Raw genomic sequence first — 22,011 nt, 5'->3', positions numbered from 1 at the left:
AGCACATGACCATGCAGGGAGCGCGACATGCCCACCTACACCCCCCCCATCCGCGACATGCTGTTCGCGATGCACGAGACGCTGAAGATCCACGAAGCCGCCGGCGTCGCCGGCTACGAGGACATGACCGAGGACTTCACCTCGGCCATCCTCGAAGAGGCCGGCAAGATCGCACGCGACGTGCTGGCGCCGCTCAACCGCGTCGGCGACGTCGAGGGCTGCGCCTTCGAGAACGGCGTCGTGCGCGCGCCCAAGGGCTTCAAGGAGGCCTTCGACACCCTGCGCGAAGGCGGCTGGACCGGGCTTGACTGCGACCCCGAATATGGCGGGCAGGGCATGCCCTACATCCTGGCCACCGCGGTGGGCGAGATGCACTCGGCCGCCAACATGGCCTTCTCCATGTATCCGGGCCTGACCCACGGCGCCTATTCGGCCATCCGCGCCCATGGCTCGGAAGAGCAGAAGCGCACCTATCTGCCCAAGATGGTGACCTGCGAGTGGACGGGCACCATGAACCTGACCGAGCCCCATTGCGGCACCGATCTGGGCCTGTTGCGCACCAAGGCCGAGCCGCAGGAGGACGGAACCTACCGCATCACCGGCCAGAAGATCTTCATCTCGGCCGGCGAGCACGACATGTCCGAGAACATCATCCACCTTGTGCTGGCCAAGATCCCCGGCGGCCCCGAGGGGGTGAAGGGCATCTCGCTGTTCATCGTGCCCAAGTTCCTGGTCAACGAGGACGGCAGCCTTGGCGCGCGCAACGCCGTCTCGTGCGGCAAGATCGAAGAGAAGATGGGCATCCACGGCAACGCGACCTGCGTCATGAACTATGACGGCGCCGTGGGCTATCTGGTGGGCGAGAAGCACAAGGGCCTGCGCGCCATGTTCACGATGATGAACGAGGCCCGCATCGGCGTCGGCATGCAGGGCCTGGCGCAGGCCGCCGTCGCCTACGAGAACGCCGTCGCCTACGCCAGGGAGCGCCTGCAGGGCCGCGCGGTGACCGGCGCCGCGGCGCCCGACAAGCCGGCCGATCCGCTGATCGTGCATCCCGACGTGCGCCGCATGCTGATGGACCAGAAGGCCTTCGTCGAGGGCGCGCGCATGTTCGTGCTGTGGGGCGCCTCGCTGATCGACCGCGAGCTGCGCGGCGGCGACAAGGACGCGGCCGGCCTGATCGCGCTGATGACGCCGGTCATCAAGGGCTTCCTGACCGACAAGGCGTTCGAGTCCACGGTCCAGGCGCAGCAGATCTTCGGCGGCCACGGCTACATCGAGGAATGGGGCATGTCGCAGTTCGTGCGCGACGCCCGCATCACCATGATCTACGAGGGCGCCAACGGCATCCAGGCCCTGGACCTGGTCGGGCGCAAGCTGGGCCTCGACGGCGGCAAGCACGTCATGGCCTTCTTCGAGATGGTCAAGACCTTCATCAAGCAGAACGAGGGCGACCCCGAGCTGGCGAAGGACTTCCTCGAGCCGCTGAAGAAGGCCTCGAAGGACCTGCAGGCCGCGGCCATGTTCTTCATGCAGCAGGGCATGAAGAACCCGAACGAGGCGCTGGCCGGCTCGACCGACTTCATGCACCTGTTCGGCCATGTCTGCCTTGGCTATGCCTGGTCGATGATGGCCAAGGCCGCGCGCGAGGCCATCGCCGCCGGCAAGGACGACCCGTTCTACGCCGCCAAGCTGGCCACGGGGCGCTACTACATGGCCCGTCACCTGCCCGAGACGGCGCTGCGCCTGGCGCGCATCCAGACCGGCGCCGCCCCGGTCATGGCGCTGGACGCCGAGGCGTTCTGAGCAAACGGCGCGGGGGCGGCCCGTCCGCGCCCCGCGCCGCCCGCGCGCGCCGGGAGGGGCGCGCGCCGCACATGGGCGCGGCCCGCCGCGCCGCAGGGAGAGATCCGCATGACCTACAAGCTTCATTGCTTCGCCCAGTCGGGCAACGCCTACAAGGCGGCGCTGTATCTGGAGCTGGCCGGCGCCGACTGGCAGCCCGTCTTCGTCAACTTCTTCGAGGGGCAGCACCGCTCGGCCGATTACCTCGAGAAGAACGACATGGGCCAGGTGCCGCTGCTCGAGCATGAGGGGCGCAGCATCAGCCAGTCGGCCGTGATCCTGGACTACGTTTCCGAGCGCGAGGGCAAGTTCCGCTGGGCGAACGAGGACGAGCGCCTCGAGGTGTTCCGCTGGCTGTTCTGGGACAACTACAGCTTCACCTCCATCGTCGCCCCGCTGCGCTTCATCGGCCACTTCATGCCCGAGGACAAGCGCGACCCCGCGGTGCTCGGCTTTCTGCAGTCGCGCCTGAAGGGCGCGCTCAAGACCCTGGACCAGCGCCTGTCGGGCCGCGACTTCGTGGCCACGCCGGGCCTGTCCATCGCCGATCTGTCGATCTGCGGCTACCTCTACTATGGCGAGGAGCTGCCCTTCGACCTCGGCGCCTATCCCAACATCGTCGCCTGGCTTGACCGCATCAAGGCGATGCCGGGCTGGAAGGCCCCCTACGACCTGATGCCGAAATCCGCCTGAGCGATCGGCCTGCAAGGAAGGACTCGAACATGACCGAGGCATACATCTACGACGCCGTGCGCACCCCGCGCGGCAAGGGCCGCAAGGACGGCAGCCTGCACGAGGTCACCTCGGTGCGGCTGTCGGCCGAGGTGCTCAACGAGCTCAAGCGCCGCAACGAGGGGCTCGACACCTCGAAGATCGAGGACGTGATCTGGGGCAACGTCACCCAGGTCGGCGAGCAGGGCGCGTGCCTGGCGCGCTCGGCGGTGCTCTACTCGGACTACGACCAGAAGGCGCCGGGCCTGTCCATCAACCGCTTCTGCGCCTCGGGCATGGAGGCGGTGAACATCGCCGCCAACCAGGCCAAGGGCGCGGGCGGCATGTATGTGGCCGGCGGCGTCGAGATGATGTCGCGCGTGCCCATGGGCTCGGACGGCGCCGCGATCGCCGTGGACCCGACGCTGGCGTGGAAAAGCTACTTCGTGCCGCAGGGCATCTCGGCCGACATCATCGCCACGAAATACGGCTTCAGCCGCGACGACTGCGACGCCTACGCGGTGGAATCGCAAAAGCGCGCCGCCCGCGCCTGGGCCGAGGGCCGCTTCGCGCGCTCGGTGATGACCGTGCGCGACCAGAACGGCCTGCCGATCCTCGAGCGCGACGAATACATCCGCCCCGACACCGACATGCAGAGCCTGGGCGCGCTCAAGCCCGCCTTCAAGGACATGGGCGAGACCATGCCCGGCTTCGACAAGGTGGCGATCCTGAAATACCCCGAGCTCGAGCGCATCGAGCACGTCCACCACGCGGGCAACTCGTCGGGCATCGTCGACGGCGCGGCGGGCGTGCTGGTCGGCTCGAAAGAGGCGGGCGAGGCCATGGGCCTGAAGCCGCGCGCGCGCATCCGCGCCGTGGCGCGGGTGGGCACCGACCCGACCATCATGCTGACCGGGCCGGTTCCGGCCACCCAGCGCGTGCTCGAGAACGCGGGCATGTCCATCAAGGACATCGACCTGTTCGAGGTGAACGAGGCCTTCGCCTCGGTGGTGCTGCTGTTCATGCAGGCCTTCGACGTGGACCATGACAAGGTCAACGTGAACGGGGGCGCCATCGCCATGGGCCATCCGCTGGGCGCGACCGGCGCCATGATCATCAACACCGCGCTCGACGAGCTCGAGCGCACGGGCAAGGGCACCGCGCTGTGCACCCTGTGCGTCGCCTCGGGCATGGGCGCCGCCACCATCATCGAGCGCGTGTGAGGACCGACATGACCGACATCTTCAAATACGACGTTGACGCCGACGGCGTCGCCACCCTGACCTGGGACCTGCCGGGCAAGTCCATGAACGTCATGACGCTCGAGGGGCTGGAAAGCCTGAACGCGGGCGTGGACAAGGCGCTGGGCGATCCGGCGGTCAAGGGCCTGATCATCACCTCGGCCAAGCCCGACTTCGCCGGCGGCATGGACCTGAACATCCTGGCCGGCATGAAGCGCCAGGCCGGCGACGACCCCGCGCGCGGGCTGTTCGAGGGCACGATGCGCATGCACGAGCTCTTGCGCAAGATCGAGCTGGGCGGCGCCGACCGCAAGACCATGAAGGGCGGCAAGCCCGTGGTCTGGGCCTGCCCCGGCACGGCCGCGGGCATCGGGCTCGAGATCGGCCTGGCCTGCCACCGGCGCATCGCCGCCGACAACCCCAAGGCCAAGATCGGCCTGCCCGAGATCCTGGTCGGCATCTTCCCCGGCGGCGGCGGCACGACGCGCCTTGCGTGGATGCTGGGCGCCATGGCCGCGGCCCCGCTGCTGCTCGAGGGCAAGATGCTGGCGCCGGCCAAGGCCAAGGCCGCCGGCGTCGTCGACGAGGTCGTTCCCGCCGACCAGCTGCTGGCCCGCGCGAAGGAGTGGGTGCTGAACGCCGGCCCCGACGACGTCGTCAAGCCCTGGGACAGGAAGGGCTACAAGATCCCGGGCGGCGCGCCCTATCACCCGGCGGGCTTCCAGACCTTCGTCGGCGCCTCGGCGATGATCCACGCGCGCACGCAGGGCGTCTATCCCGCGGCGCAGGCGCTGCTGGCGGCGGTCTACGAGGGCATGCTGGTGCCCTTCGACACCGCGCTCAAGATCGAGGCGCGCTGGTTCACCAAGGTGCTGATGAACCCGTCCTCCGAGGCGATGATCCGCTCGCTGTTCATCAACAAGGAGGCGCTCGAGAAGGGCGCCGTGCGGCCGGCCGGCGTGCCCGACATGCGCGTGCGCAAGCTGGGCGTTCTGGGCGCGGGCATGATGGGCGCGGGCATCGCCTTCGTCGCCGCGCGCGCCGGCATCGAGGTGGTGCTCATGGACCGCGACCAGGAGGCCGCCGACCGGGGCCTGGCCACCATCGCCGGCCTGCTGGACGAGGGGGTCAAGAAGCGCAAGGTGACCGAGGCCCAGAAGGCCGAGGTGCTGGGCCGCGTCCTGGCCACGCCGGACTACGCCCGGCTCGAGGGCTGCGATCTGGTGATCGAGGCGGTGTTCGAGGACATGGGCGTGAAGGCCGAGGTCACCGCCAAGGCCGAGGCCGTCATTCCCGAGGACGCGATCTTCGCCTCGAACACCTCGACCCTGCCGATCACCGAGCTGGCCAAGGCCTCGAAGCGGCCCGAGCGTTTCATCGGCATCCACTTCTTCTCGCCGGTGCACAAGATGGCGCTGGTCGAGATCATCAAGGGCAAGCAGACCGGCGACGAGGCCGTGGCCAAGGCGCTGGACTTCGTGCGCCAGATCCGCAAGACGCCGATCGTGGTCAACGATGCGCGCTTCTTCTACGCCAACCGCTGCATCATCCCCTACGGCGCCGAGGCCAACCGCATGGTGGCCGAGGGCGTCGAGCCGGCGCTGATCGAGAACTCGGCGCGCCAGATGGGCATGCCGCTGGGGCCGCTGCAGCTGGGCGACGAGACCTCGATCGACCTGGCGGTGAAGATCATGAACGCCACCAAGGCGGCGCTGGGCGACGCCTATCCCGACAATCCCGGCGACGCCGTCATCCAGAAGCTCTACGATCTGGGCCGTCTGGGGCGCAAGGCCAAGGCCGGCTTCTACGAGTATGACGAGAAGGGCAAGCGCCTGCGCATCTGGCCCGGCCTGCGCGAGCTGTTCCCCGTGCGCAAGGATCAGCCCTCGAAGACCGAGGTGCAGAACCGCCTCATGCTGGCCCAGGTGCTCGAGGCCGTGCGCGCCTTCGAGGAAGGGGTGCTCATGGACATCCGCGAGGGCGACGTGGGCGCCATCCTGGGCTGGGGCTTCGCGCCCTGGTCGGGCGGCCCGTTCAGCTGGGTCGACATGACCGGCCCGGCGAAGGTGGTCGAGATCTGCGAGGACCTCGCCGCCCGCCACGGCCCGCGCTTCGCGCCGCCGGCGCTGCTCAAGGAGCTGGCCGCGAAGGGCGAGACCTTCTACGGCCGCTTCGACGCGGCGAAGAAGGCGGCCTGAGCGCCGCCGGGGCCGGCGCGCGCCGCCGGCCCGCCTTGTCGAACGCCGCAACGAGAACGCCCGCCGGAAGGACTCCGGCGGTCGTTTCGCATGTCGGGCGCCGGGGGGCGCGGGGGCGGGCGTCAGAGGGCGGCGACCAGCTCGCGCGCCTCGGGGCCCACCGATTCCTCCATGCGCTGGCGCATCTTGCGCAGGGCCTGCGCCTCGAGCTGGCGCACCCGCTCCTTCGACAGGTTCAGCTCGGCGCCCAGGCTTTCCAGCGTGCGGGCCGGATCGCGCAGCTTGCGCGCCGCGATGATCAGCTGCTCGCGCTCGGTCAACGCGCCCATCGCATCGCGGATCCAGGCGCGCGCGGCGGCCAGGTCGCGCCGGCGGCCGACGATCTCGTCGGCCTGGGGGCCTTCGTCCTCAAGCGTCTCGACCCATTCGCGCCCCTCTTCGCCCGACTGCAGGGCGTTGAGCGAGAAGTCCGAGCCCGCAAGCCGGCCCTCCATCATCTCGACGTCGCGCAGCGACAGGCCCAGATCCTGCGCGATGCGCTCGCGGATCTGGTCGCCGGCCAGGGGCTCGTCGCCCTGCCAGGCCTCGCGCTCGACCTGGGCGCGCACGCGGCGCATGTTGAAGAAAAGCGACTTCTGCGCCGAGGTCGAGCCAGTGCGCACCAGCGACCAGTTGCGCATCACATAGTCCTGGATCGAGGCCTTGACCCACCACGCGGCATAGGTCGAGAAGCGCACGCCGCGGTCGGGGTCGAACTTCTCGGCCGCCTTCATCAGCCCCACGGCCGCCTCTTGCGTCAGATCGTTGAGCGAGGCGCCGTAGCGCCGATACTTGGCCGCCATCGACACCGCCAGCCGCATGTAGGCGGTGACCAGCCGGTGCAGCGCGCGCTCGTCGCGCTTGTCGCGCCAGCGGCGGGCCAGCTCCTGCTCGGTCTCGGCGTCGAGGAGCTCGGCCGACATGGCGGCGCGGCCGATGCCGGCGCCTTCGGGGATGCTCGTGGCCATGGTGTGCTCCTTCCCGTCTTTGCCGGACGGATTTCCGGCGTGTGATGGCGATACGCGTCTACATGGCGATCGGATCACCCTGGCCGCAAGCTTATCGACAAAAAAACTCGGAAATGTGACGGGGGGCGGGGCGCCCCTCGCGCAATCGTGATCGCGCGCGATCAGAGCCCGTCCGGGTAGCGCACCTGCGCCAGATAGAGCCCGTCGGGCGGCGCCACCGGACCGCATTGCGCACGGTCGCGCGCGGCCAGCGCTTGGGCCACGCGCTCGGGCGGCCACTTGCCCGCGCCCACGCGCTCGAGCGTGCCGACGAAGCTGCGCACCTGGTTGTGCAGGAACGAGCGCGCGCGCACATGAAAGCGGATCTCGTCGCCCAGCTGCTCGATCTCGAGCGCGTCCAGCGTGCGCACGGGCGATTTCGCCTGGCAGATGGACGAGCGGAAGGTGGTGAAGTCGTGCCGGCCCACAAGATGGGCGGCGGCGCGGCGCATGGCCTCGACGTCCAGCGCCGCGGGCACGCGCCAGGCCAGCCCGCGCTCGATGGTCAGCGGCGCGCGGCGGCAGATCACGCGGTAAAGATAGCGCCGCTCGATCGCGTCGAAGCGCGCGTGGAAATCGTCGGGCGCGGGCGCGGCGGCGGTCACCGCCACGGGCGCGGGCTTGAGATGCCAGTTGAGGGCCTCGGCCAGGCGGAACGGGTCCCATTCGCGCGACAGGTCGCAATGGGCGACCTGCCCGGTGGCGTGCACCCCCGCATCGGTGCGCCCGGCCCCCGTCGCCGTCGGCGCGGCCGGATCGATGCGCGCCAGCGCGGCCTCGAGCGCGCCCTGCACCGAGGGCCGGTCCTCCTGCCGCTGCCAGCCCGAGAAGGGGCCGCCGTGATACTCTATGGTCAGCTTGTAGCGAGGCATGGCGCCTCGTGCCGCGATCGGCGACAAAAGGCAAGGCCTCGCGCCCGCGCGGCGGGGCGCCTATATCGACGGACGAGGAACAAGGCGGGAGCGGGCGTGGGCATAGCGGACATTGCGGACGAGGTCGCGCGGCTGGTCGAGACGGCGCAGGAGGGCGCGGCGGCGCTGTTCGAGCCGACGGTGCGGCTGGGCGTGACGGGGCTGTCGCGCGCGGGCAAGACGGTGTTCATCACCTCGCTGGTGGCGAACCTGCTGGACCGGGGCCGGATGCCGCGCCTGCGCGCCGCCGCCCAGGGGCGCATCGAGGCGGCCCAGCTGCGTCCGCAGCCCGACCGCGCGGCGCCGCGCTTCGATTTCGAAACCCATCTGGGCGCGCTGCTGGCGCCCGAGCCGCGCTGGCCCGAATCGACCCGCGCGGTCAGCCAGCTGCGCCTGTCGCTGCGCCTGCGCCCCGAGGGGTGGCTGGCCGGTCTGGCCGGGCCGCGGGTGGTGCATCTGGACATCGTGGATTACCCCGGCGAGTGGCTGCTGGACCTTGCGCTGCTGGATCTGAGCTACGACGACTGGTCCGAGCGCGCCCTGGCCGAGGCCCGCGCCCCCGCCCGCGCCCTGCACGCCGCGCCCTGGCTGGCGCGTCTGGGCGCGGTCGATCCCGCCGGCCCGTGGGACGAGGGTCCGGCGCGCGCGCTGGCCGAGGCATTCGCCGCCTATCTCGAGGCGTGCCGCCGGGCGGGGCTGTCGGGGCTGACGCCGGGGCGTTTCCTGATGCCCGGCGATCTGGCCGGCTCGCCGGCGCTGACCTTCTCGCCGCTGCCGCGCGCCGAGCGCCGCGGCGGGTTGCGCGCCGAGATGGCCAAGCGCTTCGAGGCCTACAAGCGCGCCGTGGTGCGCCCCTTCTTCCGCGATCATTTCGCGCGCATCGACCGGCAGGTGGTGCTGGTGGACGTGCTGTCGGCGCTCGGCGCCGGGCCGCAGGCGGTGGCCGATCTGCGCGCGTCCATGACCGCGGTGCTCGACGCCTTCCGCCCGGGCGAGAATTCGTGGCTGGCGCCAATCATCGGCCGGCGCGTCGACCGCATCCTGTTCGCCGCCGCCAAGGCCGACCATGTCCACCACACCCAGCATGACCGCCTGGCGGCGCTGACGGCCGAGCTGCTGCGCCGCTCGCGCGAGCGCGCGGCGTTCAAGGGCGCGCGGGTCGAGGCCATGGCGCTTGCCAGCCTGCGCGCCACGGTCGAGCAGGACGTGCGCCGCGACGGCCGCGTCCTGCATTGCGTGCGCGGCAGGCTGGCGGCCACCGGGCGCGAGGCGGCGCTGCATCCGGGCGATCTGCCCGAGGATCCGCGCCGCTTTCTCGACGCGCTGGGCGCCGAGCGTTGGCCCGAGGGCGACTTCCGCGCAATGGATTTCGCCCCGCCGCGCCTGCGGCTGGCGCCGGGCGACGGTCCGCCGCATCTGCGCCTTGATGCGGCCGCCGAGTTCCTTTTGGGAGACAAGCTGTCATGAGCCGCTCCGACGCCCTCGATGCGCCCCCCGCCCCCCGCCAGGGTCCGATCCTGATCGAGGAGGGCGACCCGGCCCTGGCCGCGCCCGCCCCCTCGCCGGCCGAGGCGCCCTCGCCCGACGCCGCCGAAGCCGGCGCGGCGGGCCCCGGGGCCGGCGGCGAAGGCGCCGGCGCGCGCGCGGCCCGTTTCGCCGCGCGGCGCGGCGGGTGGCTCGGGCGCATGTTCTGGGCGGGCGCCGGCGGCTTTGCGGCGCTGGCGCTGGGCGCCTGGGCGTGGGAGCTGGCCGGGCGGCTCATGCAGCTGCACCCGGCGCTGGGCTGGGCGGCCGACGCGCTGCTGGCGCTGGCGGCGCTGGCGCTGGCGGGGATCGCCGCGCGCGAGCTGGCGGCGCTGGCGCGTCTGCGCCGGGTCGAGCGCCTGCGCGCGACGGCGGCCGAGGCGCTGGCGCGGCGCGAGCTGTCGGCGGCGCGCGCCGCGGCGGCGGGGCTCGAGCGCCTTTACGCCGGGCGCGCCGATCTTGACTGGGCGCGCGCCCGCATGGCCGAGCGCCAGCACGACGAGCTTGACGCCGAGGGGCTTCTGGCCCTGGCCGAGCGCGAATACATGGCGCGGCTCGACGCCGAGGCGCGCGCCGCCGTCGAGGCCGCTGCCCGCCAGGTCGCCGCCGCAACCGCGCTGGCCCCCGCGCCGCTGATCGACGTGCTGGCGGCGCTGGCGCTGAACCTGCGCATGATCCGGCGCGTGGCCTTCATCTATGGCGGGCGCGCGGGCGCGGTCGGCTCGTGGCGGTTGCTGCGGGCGGTGGCGGGCCACCTGATCGCCACCGGGGCGGTGGCCGTGGGCGACGATCTGCTCGGGCCGGTGCTGGGCGGCGGCGCGCTGGCGCGCCTGTCGCGCCGCTTCGGCGAGGGGCTGGTGAACGGGGCGCTGACCGCGCGCGTGGGCGCCGCGGCGATCGAGGTCTGCCGCCCGCTGCCATTCGCCGCCCTTCCCCCGCCGCGCGCGCGGGCGCTGGTGGCGCGGGCGCTGCGCGGCTTCGCCGGCGGGGGGTGAGCGCCGGGCGGCCGCCGGGGCCGGGCGATCGGCGTTGCGGGCGGCCCGGATGCGGGCGCGGCGGGCGCAGCATCGCGGCCCAGACCATGCCCGGAACCTTGGCGTCCATGGCGAATTCGGCCGTTCCGTCGGCCTTGGACGGCCCGTCGAGCCGGCGCAGATCCGGCGCGCCGATCAGCCGCAAGGCCGAGGCGGGCTCGAGCGCCGGTCCGGCTGGCGGCGGCGAGCGGCGGCGTCGGCGCGGCGGCGTCGGGGGGCGGCCTTGGCGGGCCTGGCTCGGGGCGGGCTCGGGGCGGGCTCGGGGCGGCGGCGTTCAGCCCAGGCCGAAGCGGTCGAAGAGCTGGCGCAGGTCGGTCTGCGGCCGCGCGCCGATATGCGAGATCACCTCGCCCGCGCACACGCAGCCCATCGTCCCGCAGGTCAGCAGGTCGCGCCCGCGCGTCAGGCCATAGAGGAACCCCGCCGCGAACAGGTCGCCCGCGCCGGTGGCGTCCACGCGCTCCATCGGCGCGGCGGGGGCGTGAACCGTGCGCGCGCCGGCCACGACATAGGCTCCGGCGGGGCCGATGGTGACGGCGGTCATGGGGATCTCGGCGCGCGCCGCCTCGATGGCGTCGTCCAGCGTCGCGGACTGGTAGAGCGAGATCAGCTCGTGCTCGTTGGCGAACAGCAGGTCCACCTCTTCGCGCGCCATGCGGCGGAAGGCGTCGCGGTGGCGCTCGACGCAAAAGGGGTCGGACAGCGTCAGCGCCACCTTGCCGCCCGCCGCCTTGGCCGCTGCGATCGCCTTGGCGAAGGCGGCCTGCCCGTCGGGGCCGTCGAAGCGGTAGCCCTCGAGATAGATCCAGCGCGCATCGGCCATGAGCGCAGGGTCGATGTCCTCGGGCGAGAGCGTGGCCGAGACCCCCAGATAGGTGTTCATCGTGCGCTCGCCGTCGGGGGTGACCAGCACCATGCAGCGGCCCGTCTCGTCGCCCTCGAGCGTGCGCGGCGCGCGCGGCGTGTCGAAATCCACCCCCAGCGCGCGGATGTCATGCGCGAAGATCGCGCCCAGCTGGTCGTCCTTGACCTTGCCCACATAGGCCGTGCGCGCGCCCAGCATCCCCAGCCCGGCGATGGTGTTGGCCGCCGAGCCGCCCGACACCTCCTGCGCGGGCCCCATGCGGTCGTAAAGCTCGAGCGCGCGCGCCGCGTCCACCAGCTGCATCACGCCCTTGCGCACGCCGTTCTCGGCCAGGAAGGCGTCGGTGACGCGGGCCAGCACGTCGACCATCGCGTTGCCGACGCCGACCACGTCATAGGTCTTGGCCGTCATGCGGTCTTCTCCTCGAACAGGCACAGATCGCGGATCAGGCAGGCGCCGCAGTCGGGCTTGCGGGCCTTGCACACATAGCGGCCGTGCAGGATGAGCCAATGATGGGCGTGCAGCGCGTATTCGGCCGGCACCACGTCCTCGAGCGCGCGCTCGACCGCCAGCACGTCCTTGCCCGGCGCCATGCCGGTGCGGTTGGCGACGCGGAACACATGCGTGTCCACCGCCATGGCGGGCACGCGGAACCACATGTTCAGCACCACGTTCGCCGTCTTGCGTCCCACGCCCGGCAGGCTGGCCAGCGCCGCGCGCGAGGAAGGCACCTCGCCGTCGAACTCCTCGATCAGGCGGCGCGACAGGGCGATGACGTTGCGGGCCTTGCTGCGGAACAGGCCGATGGTCTTGATGTGCTCGATCAGCCCCTCTTCGCCCAGCTCCAGCATCTTGCGCGGGGTGTCGGCGATCTCGAACAGGCGGCGCGTGGCCTTGTTCACGCCCTTGTCGGTCGCCTGCGCCGACAGCGCCACGGCGACCAGAAGGGTGAAGGCGTTGACGTGCTCGAGCTCGCCCTTGGGCTCGGGGCGGTGAAGCTTGAAGCGGCGGAACGCTTCCTTGATGGATCTGTAGTCGAGCTGGCCGGTCATGACGCGGCGGACAATGCACCGAGCCGCCCCCCGGCGCAAGGCGCGCGCGGGCAAGATTCGGGTGGCGCGGCGGGCGCGCCGGCTGGCATATCCGCAGGCAGGAGGATCCAGCCATGACCGCATCGCCCATCGCGACCGATTCCCCGCCCGAACCCGCGCATGAGGCCGACTGGCCCGCCTCCGAGCGCGACCGCTTCCGCCACGGGCTGGCCGCGCAGGCGCTGCGCCTGATCGAGGAGACGCGCGCCGAGCAGCCCTCGCTGGACGAGCTTGCGCGGCGCATGGGGCTGAGCCCGGCCCATTTCCACCGCCTGTTCACGCGCCATGTGGGCGTCAGCCCCAAGCGCTACATGCAGTTCCTGACGCTCGAGCACGCGCGCCGGCTGCTGCGCGAGCGCCGCTCGGTGCTGGATGCGGCGCTGGAAAGCGGGCTGTCGGGGCCGGGGCGGCTGCATGACCTGTTCGTGCGGTGGGAGGCGATGACCCCCGGCGAATACGCCGCCGGGGGCGAAGGTCTGACCATTCGCTGGGGCTGGTTCGACGGCCCCTTCGGGCCGACGCTGGCCATGGCGACCGAACGCGGCCTGTGCGGCATGGCCTTCGCCGCCGAGCTGGGCCGCGACGAGGCCGTGCGCGACATGCGCGCGCGCTGGCCCGCGGCGCGCTTCGTGCATGACCCCGCGCCCTTGCGCCATTGGGTCGAAGCGGCCTTCGGCATGCGCGGCGAGGCGCGCGTGCACCTGATCGGGGCGCCGTTCCAGATCAAGGTGTGGGAGGCGCTGCTGGCCGTGCCGGCGGGGCATGTGACCACCTATTCCGACATCGCGCGCGCGGTGGGGCGGCCGGGCGCGGCGCGCGCCGTGGGCAACGCGGTCGGGCGCAATCCGGTCAGCTGGCTGGTGCCGTGCCATCGCGCGCTGCGCAAGTCGGGCGAGCTGGGCGGCTATCGCTGGGGCCTGTCGGTCAAGCGCGCCATGCTGGCCTTCGAGAGCGCCGAGCTGGAAAGCAGAACGGCGCCTGCGGAGCTTGCCGCAGGCGCCGTCGCCGTCGCGCAGGAGACCGGGGAGGAGGACAGCCCCCGCGCGGCTGATCGCGCTGCGCCCCGGGGAGGAGGACAGGGCGCGCGCTGAACCCGTTTCGCCGGAGGGAGGGGCCGGCGACGCGGGAATGGCGTTCAGTTGTCGTAGACCGCGTGCCAGGCCACCGAGCGCAGCGAGGCGCGGCTCAGGCCCAGATCGGCCAGGTCGCGGTTGTCGAGCGCCGACAGCTCGCGCAGCGTGCGGCGATACAGGCGCCACTTGGCGTAGCGGGCGGCCAGCTCCTCGGCCTTGGCGCGGACGAGCGAGGCGAGCGAGGCCCCGACGGCGGGGGCGTTGTTGGCGACGTGAGCCATGACCGTGTTCCTTTCTGCTTGCTCGCCGGTCTCCGCTGCGGAGGCCGGCGTTCGGGCGGGGCGTCCGGTTGCGGGCGCGGCGTCCTTGTTGCGCTGCAATATGCTTACGTTCGCGGAAGGTCGCAATCGCCGTTGCGGCAAACCCGTTTTGCGGCTTGCGCATACGTGACGTTGGGTCAGAGCCCTTGCGGTTTCGCGGGGTGGATTGTGCTGCGGCGCAATGCAATCAGAAGAAGAACATGCTGCATCGCAGATAAATCAGGACATGCGCCCTGCCGCCGCCGCCCTCAGCGCAGGGCGGCGGCGTGGTGGCGCAGATGGTCCTCGATGAAGGTGGCGATGAAGAAATAGCTGTGGTCGTAGCCCGCCTGCATGCGAATCCGCGCCCTCTGCCCGGCCTCGGCGCAGGCCTGCTCGAACAGCGCGGTCTTGAGCTGGTCCTCGAGGAAGGGGTCGGCCGTGCCCTGGTCGACCAGGATCTCGCCCTTCCAGCCAAGCTCGCGCACCAGCGCGCAGGCGTCGTGCCGCGCCCACAGCGCGCGGTCCTCGCCCAGATAGGCCGAGAAGGCCTTCCGCCCCCAGGGGCAGTTCATGGGCGAGACGATGGGCGCAAAGGCGGAAAGCGACTCGAAGGTCTCGGGCCGGCGCATGGCGATGGTCAGCGCGCCGTGGCCGCCCATCGAGTGCCCCGTCAGCCCCAGCGCCCCAAGGCCGAACGAATCGCGCAGCAGGGCGGGCAGCTCTTCGGCGACGTAGGTGAACATGCGAAAGTTCCGGTCCCAGGGCGGCTGCGTCGCGTCCACGTAAAAGCCCGCGCCCTGGCCCAGGTCATAGGCGGGGGAATCGGGCGCGTCCTCGCCGCGCGGCGAGGTGTCGGGGCAGACCACGGCCAGCCCCAGCTCGGCCGCGACGCGCTGGAACCCGGCCTTGACGGTGGCGTTCTCGTGCGTGCAGGTCAGCCCCGCCAGGAAGATCACGCACGGGGTCGGGCCCGCCCCGGCGCGCGGCGGCGTGTAGAGCGAGAAGGTCATGTCCGTGCCCGTGGCGGCGCTGGCGTGACGCAGAACGCGCTGCACGCCGCCGAAGCACAGGCTTTCGCTCAGGGTCTCCATGTCGGCCTCCGTCATGTGGGCGTCATGCGGGCGCGTCGCGGGCCTGGCGCGCGGCCGCGGTCAGCTCGCGGTCCAGCGCGTCCAGAAAGCGCGAGCGGTCGGCTTTCGAAAAGGGTCTGGGGCCGCGCCCGGCGCGCAGCGGGTCGGCGGCGCGCAGGTCGGCGGCAAGGTCGCGCATGGCCAGCTGCGCGCCGATGTTGGCGGGGGTGAAGGCCGCGCCGTCCGGGCGCAGGGCGCGCGCGCCGGCCTCGAGGCAGCGCGCCGCCAGCGGAATGTCCGAGGTCACGCACACATCGCCCGGGCCGATGCGCTCGGCGATCCAGCGATCGGCGGCGTCGGCCTCGGGCGCGACGATCACCGTGCGCACGCGCGGGTCGGGGTCGGGGCGGATGCCGCCGTTCGAGACGACGAAGACCTCGACGCCCCGGCGCGCCGCCACGCGCAGCGCCTCGGCCCGCACGGGGCAGGCGTCGGCGTCGATGAAGAGCCGCGCGCTCATGCCGCCCCGGCGCCCGGGGCCAGCCCTGCCGCCGCGCGCGCCAGCGCGGGCAGCGCGTCGTGATGGGCGAAGACGGCGGCGGGGTGCATGGCCTCGGCCGGGCCGTGGCGATAGCCGCCGAGAAACAGCAGGAAGGGCATGTCGCCGGCGCGGGCGGTCTCGGCGTCGGTCTCGCTGTCGCCGACATAGACGGCCGGCCCGTCGCCCAGCGGCGCCGCCGCCGCGGCCAGCATGCGCGGATCGGGCTTGAGCGCGCCGGGAACCGAATCGCCGCCGGCGAGGGATTCGATCATGTCGAAGCCCAGCGCCCGCAGCACGCGCCAGGCCGGGGCCTGCGGCTTCTGGGTGCAAACCCCGATGCGCCAGCCCTCGGCCGCCAGCCGGCGCAGCGCCGCGACCGCGCCCGGATAGGCGCGGCTGTGCGCGGTGGGGTCGTAAAGCTCGCGAAAGCGGCGCCGGCAGGCCTCGAGCCCGGCCTCGGGCGCGCCGCCCGAATGGGCCAGAAGCCGCTCGACCTGAACGTCCATGCCCTTGCCGATGAAGGTCTTGTAGGTCTCGACCGTCACCGGCGGGCGGCCCAGCTCGGCCAGAAGGGCGTTGCCCGCCGCGCACAGGCTGGCGGCGCTGTCGATCAGCGTGCCGTCCAGGTCGCAGATCAGGCGCGGCGCGCTCACGCCGCGCGCCACTTGATCGAGCAGCCGATCGAGGGCGTCTGCTCGGCCGGTCCGCGGCCCGTCAGGGCGACCTGCTTCATGGCCTCGTAAAGCTCGCGCGGCAGGTCGTCGCGCCGCTCGCGGCCGGCGGCGTCGAGGCGCCCGCGATACTGCAGCTCGAGATCCGCGTTGTAGCCGAAGAAGTCGGGCGTGCAGACGGCGCCGTAGGCGCGCGCCACCTCCTGCGTCGCGTCGTGCAGATAGGGGAAGGGGAAGCCGTGGGCGCGGGCGAACTCGCCCATCTTCTCGAAGCTGTCCTCGGGGTAGGTCTCGGCGTCGTTCGAGCAGATGGCGACCGTGCTCACGCCCAGCTCGGCCAGATCGCGCGCATCGCGCACCAGCTTGTGCGCGATCGACTTCACATAGGGGCAGTGGTTGCAGATGAACATGACCAGCGTGCCGCGCGGGCCGCGGATGTCGGCCAGCGAGACGATGCGCCCCTCGGTGTCGGGCAGGCTGAAGTCGGGGGCGGGGCGTCCGAAGTCGCAGACGGGGGTGTTGAGCGCGACCATCTCGATCTCCGTTCCTTGCGTTTGCAAATGGGGGCCGCCGGCCCGCGCGGGGCTAGCGGATGATGATCTCGGGGCCCATCAGGGCGTTGGGCAGCGCCGTGGACAGCCACGGAACATAGGTCACCAGGATCAGGAAGACGAACAGGATTCCCAGCCAGGGCAGGGCGGCGCGCACGACGCGCATCACCGGCATGCCCGCCACGCCCGAGGTGACGAACAGGTTCAGTCCGACGGGCGGGGTGATCATGCCGATCTCCATGTTCACCACCATGATGATGCCCAGATGGATCGGGTCGATGCCCAGCGAAACCGCGATGGGAAAGACCAGCGGCGCGACGATGACGATCAGCCCCGAGGGCTCCATGAACTGGCCGCCGATCAGCAGGATCACGTTGACCATGACCAGGAACATCACCGGCCCGAAGCCCGCGTCCAGCATGGCGGCGGCGATGGACTGGGGCACCTGCTCGTCGGTCAGGACGTGCTTGAGCAGCAGCGCGTTGGCGATGATGAACATCAGCGTCACGGTCAGCTTGCCCGCCTCGAACAGCGCGTCGCGCGCGTCGCGGTGGACCCAGCAGGTCAGCAGCGCCCAGGGGCGCGCCGTCAGCGGCAGGGGCGGGCCGTCGGGCCGGGCCAGCGGGCCCATGTCGCGATAGACGAAGTTGGCGATGAGAAAGGCGTAGACCGCCGCCACCGCCGCCGCCTCGGTCGGGGTGAAGATGCCGCCGTAGATGCCGCCCAGGATGATGACCATCAGGAACAGCCCCCAGCCCGCGTCGCGGGCGCTGTCGCGGATCTCGGCCCAGCCGGCCCAGGGCTCGGCGGGCAGCTTCTTGATCTTGGCGGCGACGTAGATGCCGACCATCAGCATCAGCCCGGCCACGATGCCCGGGATGACGCCCGCCAGGAACATGCGCCCCACCGACACGTCGGTGGCCGCGGCGTAGACCACCATCACGATCGAGGGCGGGATCAGGATGCCCAGCGTGCCCGCGTTGCAGATCACGCCCGCGGCGAAGTCGCGCGAATAGCCCACCTGGCGCATCCCGGCGATGACGATCGAGCCGATCGCCACCACCGTCGCCGGCGACGAGCCCGACAGCGCGGCGAACATCATGCAGGCGAACACGCCCGCGATGGCCAGCCCGCCGGGGAAATGCCCCACGCAGGCGATGGCGAAGCGGATGATGCGCCGCGCCACCCCGCCGGTGGACATGAAGGCCGAGGCGAGGATGAAGAACGGAATGGCCAGCAGCGTGTAATGCCCGGCCATGGCCTCGAACAGGGTCTGGGCGACGGCGGCCAGCGAGGTGTTCGACTGCGTGAGCAGAAACAGCACCGAGCTCAGCCCCAGGGCCACGGCGATGGGCGCGCCGATCAGCAGAAGGACGATCACCAGCGCGAAAAGGGCGGCGGCTTCCATGGCTCAGTCCTCCGCGGCGGGGCGCGCGGGGCGCGCGGCGTCGATCATGTCCTCGGCCTCGTGGCTGGCGATCAGCCGGTCCTGCGCGCCGCGGGCGATGGCGAGAGCGGCCTGGACGAAGCGCAGCAGCAGCAGCGTCATGGACAGCGGCATGGCGAAATAGGGGATCAGCCGCGGGATCTTCTCGTAGGGCTCGCCCTCGTTGAACCAGTTCGCGAAGAAGGGATTGAGGAAGGCGGGCATGTCGATGTCGTTGACCTCGTACCAGCCCTTTTCGCGCACGCGCTCCTCCAGCCCCAGCGGGAACCAGCGCCCTTCGGTGGCCGGCAGGTTGGCGAAGTTGGCCCAGTAGTCCCAGCCGCCCTTGAGCAGCAGCGCCGCATAGACGATGCAGGCCGCCGCCGCCGCCAGCCCCAGGATGCGCCGCGGGCCGGGGGGCAGCATGTCCACCGCCACGTCGACGCCCAGATGGGCGCGCTTCTTGACCGCGTAGCTGGCGCCCAGCAGCACCAGCCATGCGAACAGGAAGCTGGTGGCCTCGAGCGCCCAGAGGATGTTCGATCCCATGTAGCGCGCGGCCACGTTGGCGAAGGTCAGCAAGGTCATCGCGCCGAGGATGACGGCGATGAGCGTCTCCTCGATCGAGTCGGTCCACGAGCGGGGGGATTTGCCGGCCATGGCGGTCGCTCCGTCGTCAGCTGGATGCGGCCGCGCCCCGCGCGCGGCTTGCGGCGCGGGGCGCGGATGGGGGGCGGACCGCGCCGCCCCCGCCAGGGTCAGAAGCGCGCGTTGATCTCTTGCGCGGCGGCGATGTTCTCGGCGCCGACGTCGTCGCGGAACTTCTCCCAGACGGGCTTCATGGCGTCCACCCACTCCTGCCGCAGCTCGGGGGTCAGGGTGCGCACCACGCCGCCGGCGGCGATGATGGCCTGCTTGGCCTCTTCATTGACGCGGGTCGACTCGGCGTTGCGGGTCTCGGTCACCTCGTCGAGGATCTTCTCGAGCTGGGCGCGCACGTCGTCGGGCAGCCCCTCCCAGAAATCGACCGAGGTCACGACCAGATAGTCGAGAATGCCGTGATTGGTCTCGGTCACGCCGTCCTGCACCTCGAAGAACTTCTGGCCGTAGATGTTGGACCAGGTGTTCTCCTGCCCGTCCACGACGCCGGTCTGAAGCGCGCCGTAGACCTCCGAGAAGGCCATCTTCTGCGGAATGGCGCCCAGCGCCTCCATCTGCGCCACCAGCACGTCCGAGGACTGGACGCGGAACTTCAGCCCCTTGGCGTCCGAGGGGTGCAGCAGCGGGCGGTTGGCCGACATCTGCTTCATGCCGTTGTGCCAGAAGGCGAGGCCGATCAGGCCGCGCCGCTCCATGCTGCGCTTGAGCGCCTGCCCCGCCTCGGACTGCTGGAAGGCGTCCACGGCCTGGATGTTCTTGAACATGAAGGGCAGGTCGAAGATGCGGAACTTCTTGGTGAACTTCTCGAACTTCGACAGCGAGGGCGCGGCCATCTGCACGTCGCCGTTGAGCAGCGCCTCGAGCACCTTGTCGTCGTTGTAGAGCGACGAGTTCGGATAGACCTCCATGCAGGCCTTGCCGTTCATCTCGTCGTTCACCCGCTGCGCCAGAAGCGAGGCGGCGATGCCCTTGGGGTGCTTGTCGGTGTTGGTGACGTGGCTGAACTTGATGACGATCTCGCCCGGATCGCAATTGGCGAGCGCGGCGTTGGCGCCGAGCGCCATGGCGGCCGCGGCCGCGATGGTCAGAAGACGCATTGGGAACCTCCCGTTGGTTTTCGTTGGCGTTTGCGCGCCGATCCTAGCGCATGGCGGCGGGCTTGTCCCATGCGCCGCCAAGCCTCGGCGCGCGCACAGGCGCGGTCCGCGGGCGGCGCCGCGCCTGCGCGGCGGTGGGCATGGCGCGTCGGCGGGGGCGGCGCCATGCGGCGAGGCGGCGCGGGCATGATTCGCAAAGACGGGCGGCGCGAATCGTTGCGATTCTTTCGCGCTGGCGGCGCATCTCTTGGCGTTTCGATCCGGCTCGCGCGCAGATGCGGCCAAATGTCGCACCGGCGCGGCCTTGCGGCGCCGCGGCGCCCGCAGCCCCCTTTCGTTGTGCGTCGCAACCAATGCGCAGCCGCGTCAAGCGCCCCGTCCCGACGGCGCCCCGACGGCGCCCCACGGCGCCGGCGGCGCGCGAAGTTCTTGCCCCGCGTGCGCAAATGGGCTGTGACGAGCGGCGAAGACGGCTTTAGGATGGCCGGCGTTTGCGCCCCTTCGGGCGGCGCGAAGGCAACGGACGCAAGCGCGGGCGCCGCGGCATGAGGCCGACGCCCCGCGAACGGGAACGAGGGAGAACGCTGATGAAGATCGGCGCGCCAAGGGAGCTGCATCCGGGCGAGAAGCGCGTCGCGCTGACGCCCGACAGCGCCCGGCAGCTTCAGAAGCTGGGATATGAGTGTCTGGTCGAGAGCGGGGCCGGCGAGGCCGCGATGTTCTCGGACGAGGCCTATCGCGAGGCGGGGGTCAAGGTCGTGCCCGACGCCGCCGCGCTGTGGGCCGAGGCCGACATCGTGGTCAAGGTGCGCGAGCCGAAGATCGAGGAGATCGACGCCGCGCCCGAGGGCAAGACGGTGATCTCGTTCCTGTGGCCGGCGCAGAACGAGGATCTGCTGCGCCGCATGAACGAGAAGCGCATGACCGCGCTGGCCATGGACATGGTCCCGCGCATCAGCCGCGCGCAGAAGATGGACGCGCTGTCCTCGATGGCCAACATCGCCGGCTACCGCGCCGTGATCGAGGCGGGCGCCAATTTCGGCCGCTTCTTCACCGGCCAGGTGACGGCGGCGGGCAAGGTGCCGCCGGCCAAGGTGCTGGTGATCGGCGCGGGCGTGGCCGGGCTTGCGGCCATCGGCACGGCGGTCAGCCTGGGCGCGATCGTGCGCGCCTTCGACGTGCGCCCCGAGGTGGCCGAGCAGATCGAGTCCATGGGCGCCGAGTTCCTGATGCTCGACTTCTCGGACGACCTGTCGGGCGAGGGCGGCTACGCCAAGCCCGCCAGCCCAGAGTTCATCGAGAAGGAGATGGAGCTGTTCCGCCAGCAGGCGCCCGAGGTGGACATCGTCATCACCACGGCGCTGATCCCCGGCCGGCCGGCGCCCAAGCTCTGGCCCGAGGAGATGGTCAAGCTGATGAAGCCCGGATCGGTCATCATCGACCTGGCGGCCGAGCGCGGCGGCAACTGCGACCTGACCGTTCCCGATCAGAAGATCGTCACCGACAACCACGTCACCATCATCGGCTACACCGACTTCCCCAGCCGCATGGCGACGCAGGCCTCGACGCTTTACGCGACGAACATCCGCCACATGCTGACGGATCTGACGCCCGGCAAGGACGGCGTGTGCGTGGTGAACATGGAGGACGACGTCATCCGCTCGTGCACCGTGTGCAAGGATGGCGAGATCACCTTCCCGCCGCCGCCGCTCAAGGTCCAGGCGATCGCCAAGCCCAAGCCCAAGCCCAAGGAGCCGACCCCCGAGGAAAAGGCCGCGCGCGAGGCCGAGGAGCTGCGCCGCTCGCTCAACCACACCGCCTGGATGCTGGGCGTCGGCGGCGCGCTGTGCCTTCTGGTGGGGCTGGTGGCGCCGGCAAGCTTCATGCAGCACTTCATCGTCTTCGTGCTGTCGGTGTTCGTGGGCTATCACGTGATCTGGGGGGTGGCGCACGCGCTGCACACGCCGCTCATGGCGATCACGAACGCCATCTCGTCGATCATCATCGTGGGCGCGCTCTTGCAGGTCGGTTCGTCGTCGACGACGGTCGTGATCCTGGCGGCGCTGGCGATTCTCATGGCGTCGGTGAACATCTTCGGCGGGTTCCTGGTGACCCGTCGGATGCTCGCAATGTTCCAGCGCAGCTAAGGGGGCT

Annotated in this window: 20 protein-coding genes; 8 read left to right on the top strand and 12 right to left on the bottom strand. The window is 71.3% G+C overall.

Going from position 1 to position 22,011, the window contains the following annotated elements; genetic code table 11:
• Positions 1–27: 27 nt before the first annotated feature.
• From BMW67_RS01400 to BMW67_RS01385, 4 genes are all read left to right on the top strand, one after another.
• The gene (locus BMW67_RS01400; RefSeq protein WP_072746848.1) at positions 28–1,806 is read left to right on the top strand and encodes an acyl-CoA dehydrogenase C-terminal domain-containing protein; all 1,779 of its coding nucleotides are present in this window, start codon (positions 28–30) and stop codon (positions 1,804–1,806) included.
• A gap of 108 nt (positions 1,807–1,914) precedes the next feature.
• Positions 1,915–2,538: a glutathione S-transferase family protein gene (locus BMW67_RS01395; protein WP_072746847.1), complete on the top strand. Its 624-nt coding sequence runs from the start codon at positions 1,915–1,917 to the stop codon at positions 2,536–2,538.
• Positions 2,539–2,567: 29 nt separating this feature from the next.
• A complete protein-coding gene (locus tag BMW67_RS01390; RefSeq protein WP_072746846.1) occupies positions 2,568–3,779 on the top strand; it encodes an acetyl-CoA C-acetyltransferase in 1,212 nt (403 codons plus the stop codon).
• An 8-nt stretch (positions 3,780–3,787) separates the two neighbouring features.
• The gene (locus tag BMW67_RS01385; protein WP_072746845.1) at positions 3,788–5,995 is read left to right on the top strand and encodes a 3-hydroxyacyl-CoA dehydrogenase NAD-binding domain-containing protein; all 2,208 of its coding nucleotides are present in this window, start codon (positions 3,788–3,790) and stop codon (positions 5,993–5,995) included.
• Between the two features lie 122 nt (positions 5,996–6,117).
• Here the strand turns inward: BMW67_RS01385 and BMW67_RS01380 are convergent, their stop codons facing one another.
• Positions 6,118–7,002 (bottom strand): RNA polymerase factor sigma-32, encoded by an 885-nt coding sequence (locus BMW67_RS01380; RefSeq protein ID WP_245728422.1) that lies wholly within the window; start codon positions 7,000–7,002, stop codon positions 6,118–6,120.
• Between the two features lie 161 nt (positions 7,003–7,163).
• Entirely contained in the window at positions 7,164–7,913 is a 750-nt protein-coding gene (gene truA / locus BMW67_RS01375; protein WP_072746844.1) for a tRNA pseudouridine(38-40) synthase TruA, read from the bottom strand.
• A 96-nt stretch (positions 7,914–8,009) separates the two neighbouring features.
• Here truA and BMW67_RS01370 point away from each other — a divergent pair, with 96 nt between their 5' ends.
• Both BMW67_RS01370 and BMW67_RS01365 read left to right on the top strand, forming a co-directional pair.
• Positions 8,010–9,419, top strand: a complete 1,410-nt coding sequence (locus tag BMW67_RS01370; RefSeq protein WP_072746843.1) for a YcjX family GTP-binding protein — start codon at positions 8,010–8,012, stop codon at positions 9,417–9,419.
• Positions 9,416–10,471 carry a YcjF family protein gene (locus BMW67_RS01365; protein WP_072746842.1) on the top strand — a complete coding sequence of 352 codons (1,056 nt, stop codon included), beginning with the start codon at positions 9,416–9,418 and terminating at the stop codon, positions 10,469–10,471. The genes BMW67_RS01370 and BMW67_RS01365 overlap by 4 nt, the downstream gene beginning before the upstream one ends.
• A 313-nt stretch (positions 10,472–10,784) precedes the next feature.
• Here BMW67_RS01365 and BMW67_RS01360 read toward each other — a convergent pair whose 3' ends face one another.
• Positions 10,785–11,786: an adenosine kinase gene (locus BMW67_RS01360; protein WP_072746841.1), complete on the bottom strand. Its 1,002-nt coding sequence runs from the start codon at positions 11,784–11,786 to the stop codon at positions 10,785–10,787.
• Positions 11,783–12,427 carry an endonuclease III gene (gene nth / locus BMW67_RS01355; RefSeq protein ID WP_072746840.1) on the bottom strand — a complete coding sequence of 215 codons (645 nt, stop codon included), beginning with the start codon at positions 12,425–12,427 and terminating at the stop codon, positions 11,783–11,785. The genes BMW67_RS01360 and nth overlap by 4 nt, the downstream gene beginning before the upstream one ends.
• Before the next feature lie 113 nt (positions 12,428–12,540).
• On the opposite strand from nth, the gene BMW67_RS01350 reads away from it, so the two are divergent.
• The gene (locus BMW67_RS01350) at positions 12,541–13,557 is read left to right on the top strand and encodes a methylated-DNA--[protein]-cysteine S-methyltransferase (RefSeq protein WP_072746839.1); all 1,017 of its coding nucleotides are present in this window, start codon (positions 12,541–12,543) and stop codon (positions 13,555–13,557) included.
• Between the two features lie 44 nt (positions 13,558–13,601).
• On the opposite strand, the gene BMW67_RS01345 is transcribed toward BMW67_RS01350, so the two are convergent.
• From BMW67_RS01345 to BMW67_RS01310, 8 genes are all read right to left on the bottom strand, one after another.
• Positions 13,602–13,820: a DUF1127 domain-containing protein gene (locus BMW67_RS01345; protein WP_072746838.1), complete on the bottom strand. Its 219-nt coding sequence runs from the start codon at positions 13,818–13,820 to the stop codon at positions 13,602–13,604.
• A 287-nt stretch (positions 13,821–14,107) separates the two neighbouring features.
• A complete protein-coding gene (gene fghA, locus BMW67_RS01340; RefSeq protein WP_177174469.1) occupies positions 14,108–14,932 on the bottom strand; it encodes an S-formylglutathione hydrolase in 825 nt (274 codons plus the stop codon).
• 22 nt (positions 14,933–14,954) lie between these two features.
• On the bottom strand, positions 14,955–15,431 hold the full coding sequence (locus tag BMW67_RS01335) for a YaiI/YqxD family protein (RefSeq protein WP_072746836.1): 477 nt from the start codon (positions 15,429–15,431) through the stop codon (positions 14,955–14,957).
• Complete coding sequence (locus tag BMW67_RS15620; protein WP_072746966.1) at positions 15,428–16,105, bottom strand: HAD-IA family hydrolase; 678 nt, start codon at positions 16,103–16,105, stop codon at positions 15,428–15,430. Before BMW67_RS15620 ends, BMW67_RS01335 begins: the two co-directional genes overlap by 4 nt.
• A complete protein-coding gene (locus BMW67_RS15615) occupies positions 16,102–16,656 on the bottom strand; it encodes a thioredoxin family protein (RefSeq protein WP_072746835.1) in 555 nt (184 codons plus the stop codon). Before BMW67_RS15615 ends, BMW67_RS15620 begins: the two co-directional genes overlap by 4 nt.
• A gap of 52 nt (positions 16,657–16,708) precedes the next feature.
• The gene (locus tag BMW67_RS01320; protein WP_072746834.1) at positions 16,709–18,082 is read right to left on the bottom strand and encodes a TRAP transporter large permease; all 1,374 of its coding nucleotides are present in this window, start codon (positions 18,080–18,082) and stop codon (positions 16,709–16,711) included.
• Positions 18,083–18,085: 3 nt separating this feature from the next.
• Entirely contained in the window at positions 18,086–18,760 is a 675-nt protein-coding gene (locus BMW67_RS01315) for a TRAP transporter small permease (RefSeq protein ID WP_072746833.1), read from the bottom strand.
• A gap of 98 nt (positions 18,761–18,858) precedes the next feature.
• On the bottom strand, positions 18,859–19,857 hold the full coding sequence (locus BMW67_RS01310) for a TRAP transporter substrate-binding protein (RefSeq protein WP_072746832.1): 999 nt from the start codon (positions 19,855–19,857) through the stop codon (positions 18,859–18,861).
• A 587-nt stretch (positions 19,858–20,444) separates the two neighbouring features.
• Between BMW67_RS01310 and BMW67_RS01305 the strand changes: the two genes are divergently transcribed.
• Positions 20,445–22,004, top strand: coding sequence for a Re/Si-specific NAD(P)(+) transhydrogenase subunit alpha (locus BMW67_RS01305; RefSeq protein WP_072746831.1), 1,560 nt, complete (start codon positions 20,445–20,447; stop codon positions 22,002–22,004).
• Positions 22,005–22,011 lie beyond the last annotated feature (7 nt).

Source organism: Oceanicella actignis (genome assembly GCF_900111545.1).
In the GTDB taxonomy this organism is placed as follows: Bacteria; Pseudomonadota; Alphaproteobacteria; order Rhodobacterales; family Rhodobacteraceae; genus Oceanicella; species Oceanicella actignis.
The sequence above is the reverse complement of the archived record's forward strand: the minus strand, read 5'-3'. Positions and strand labels throughout refer to the sequence as shown.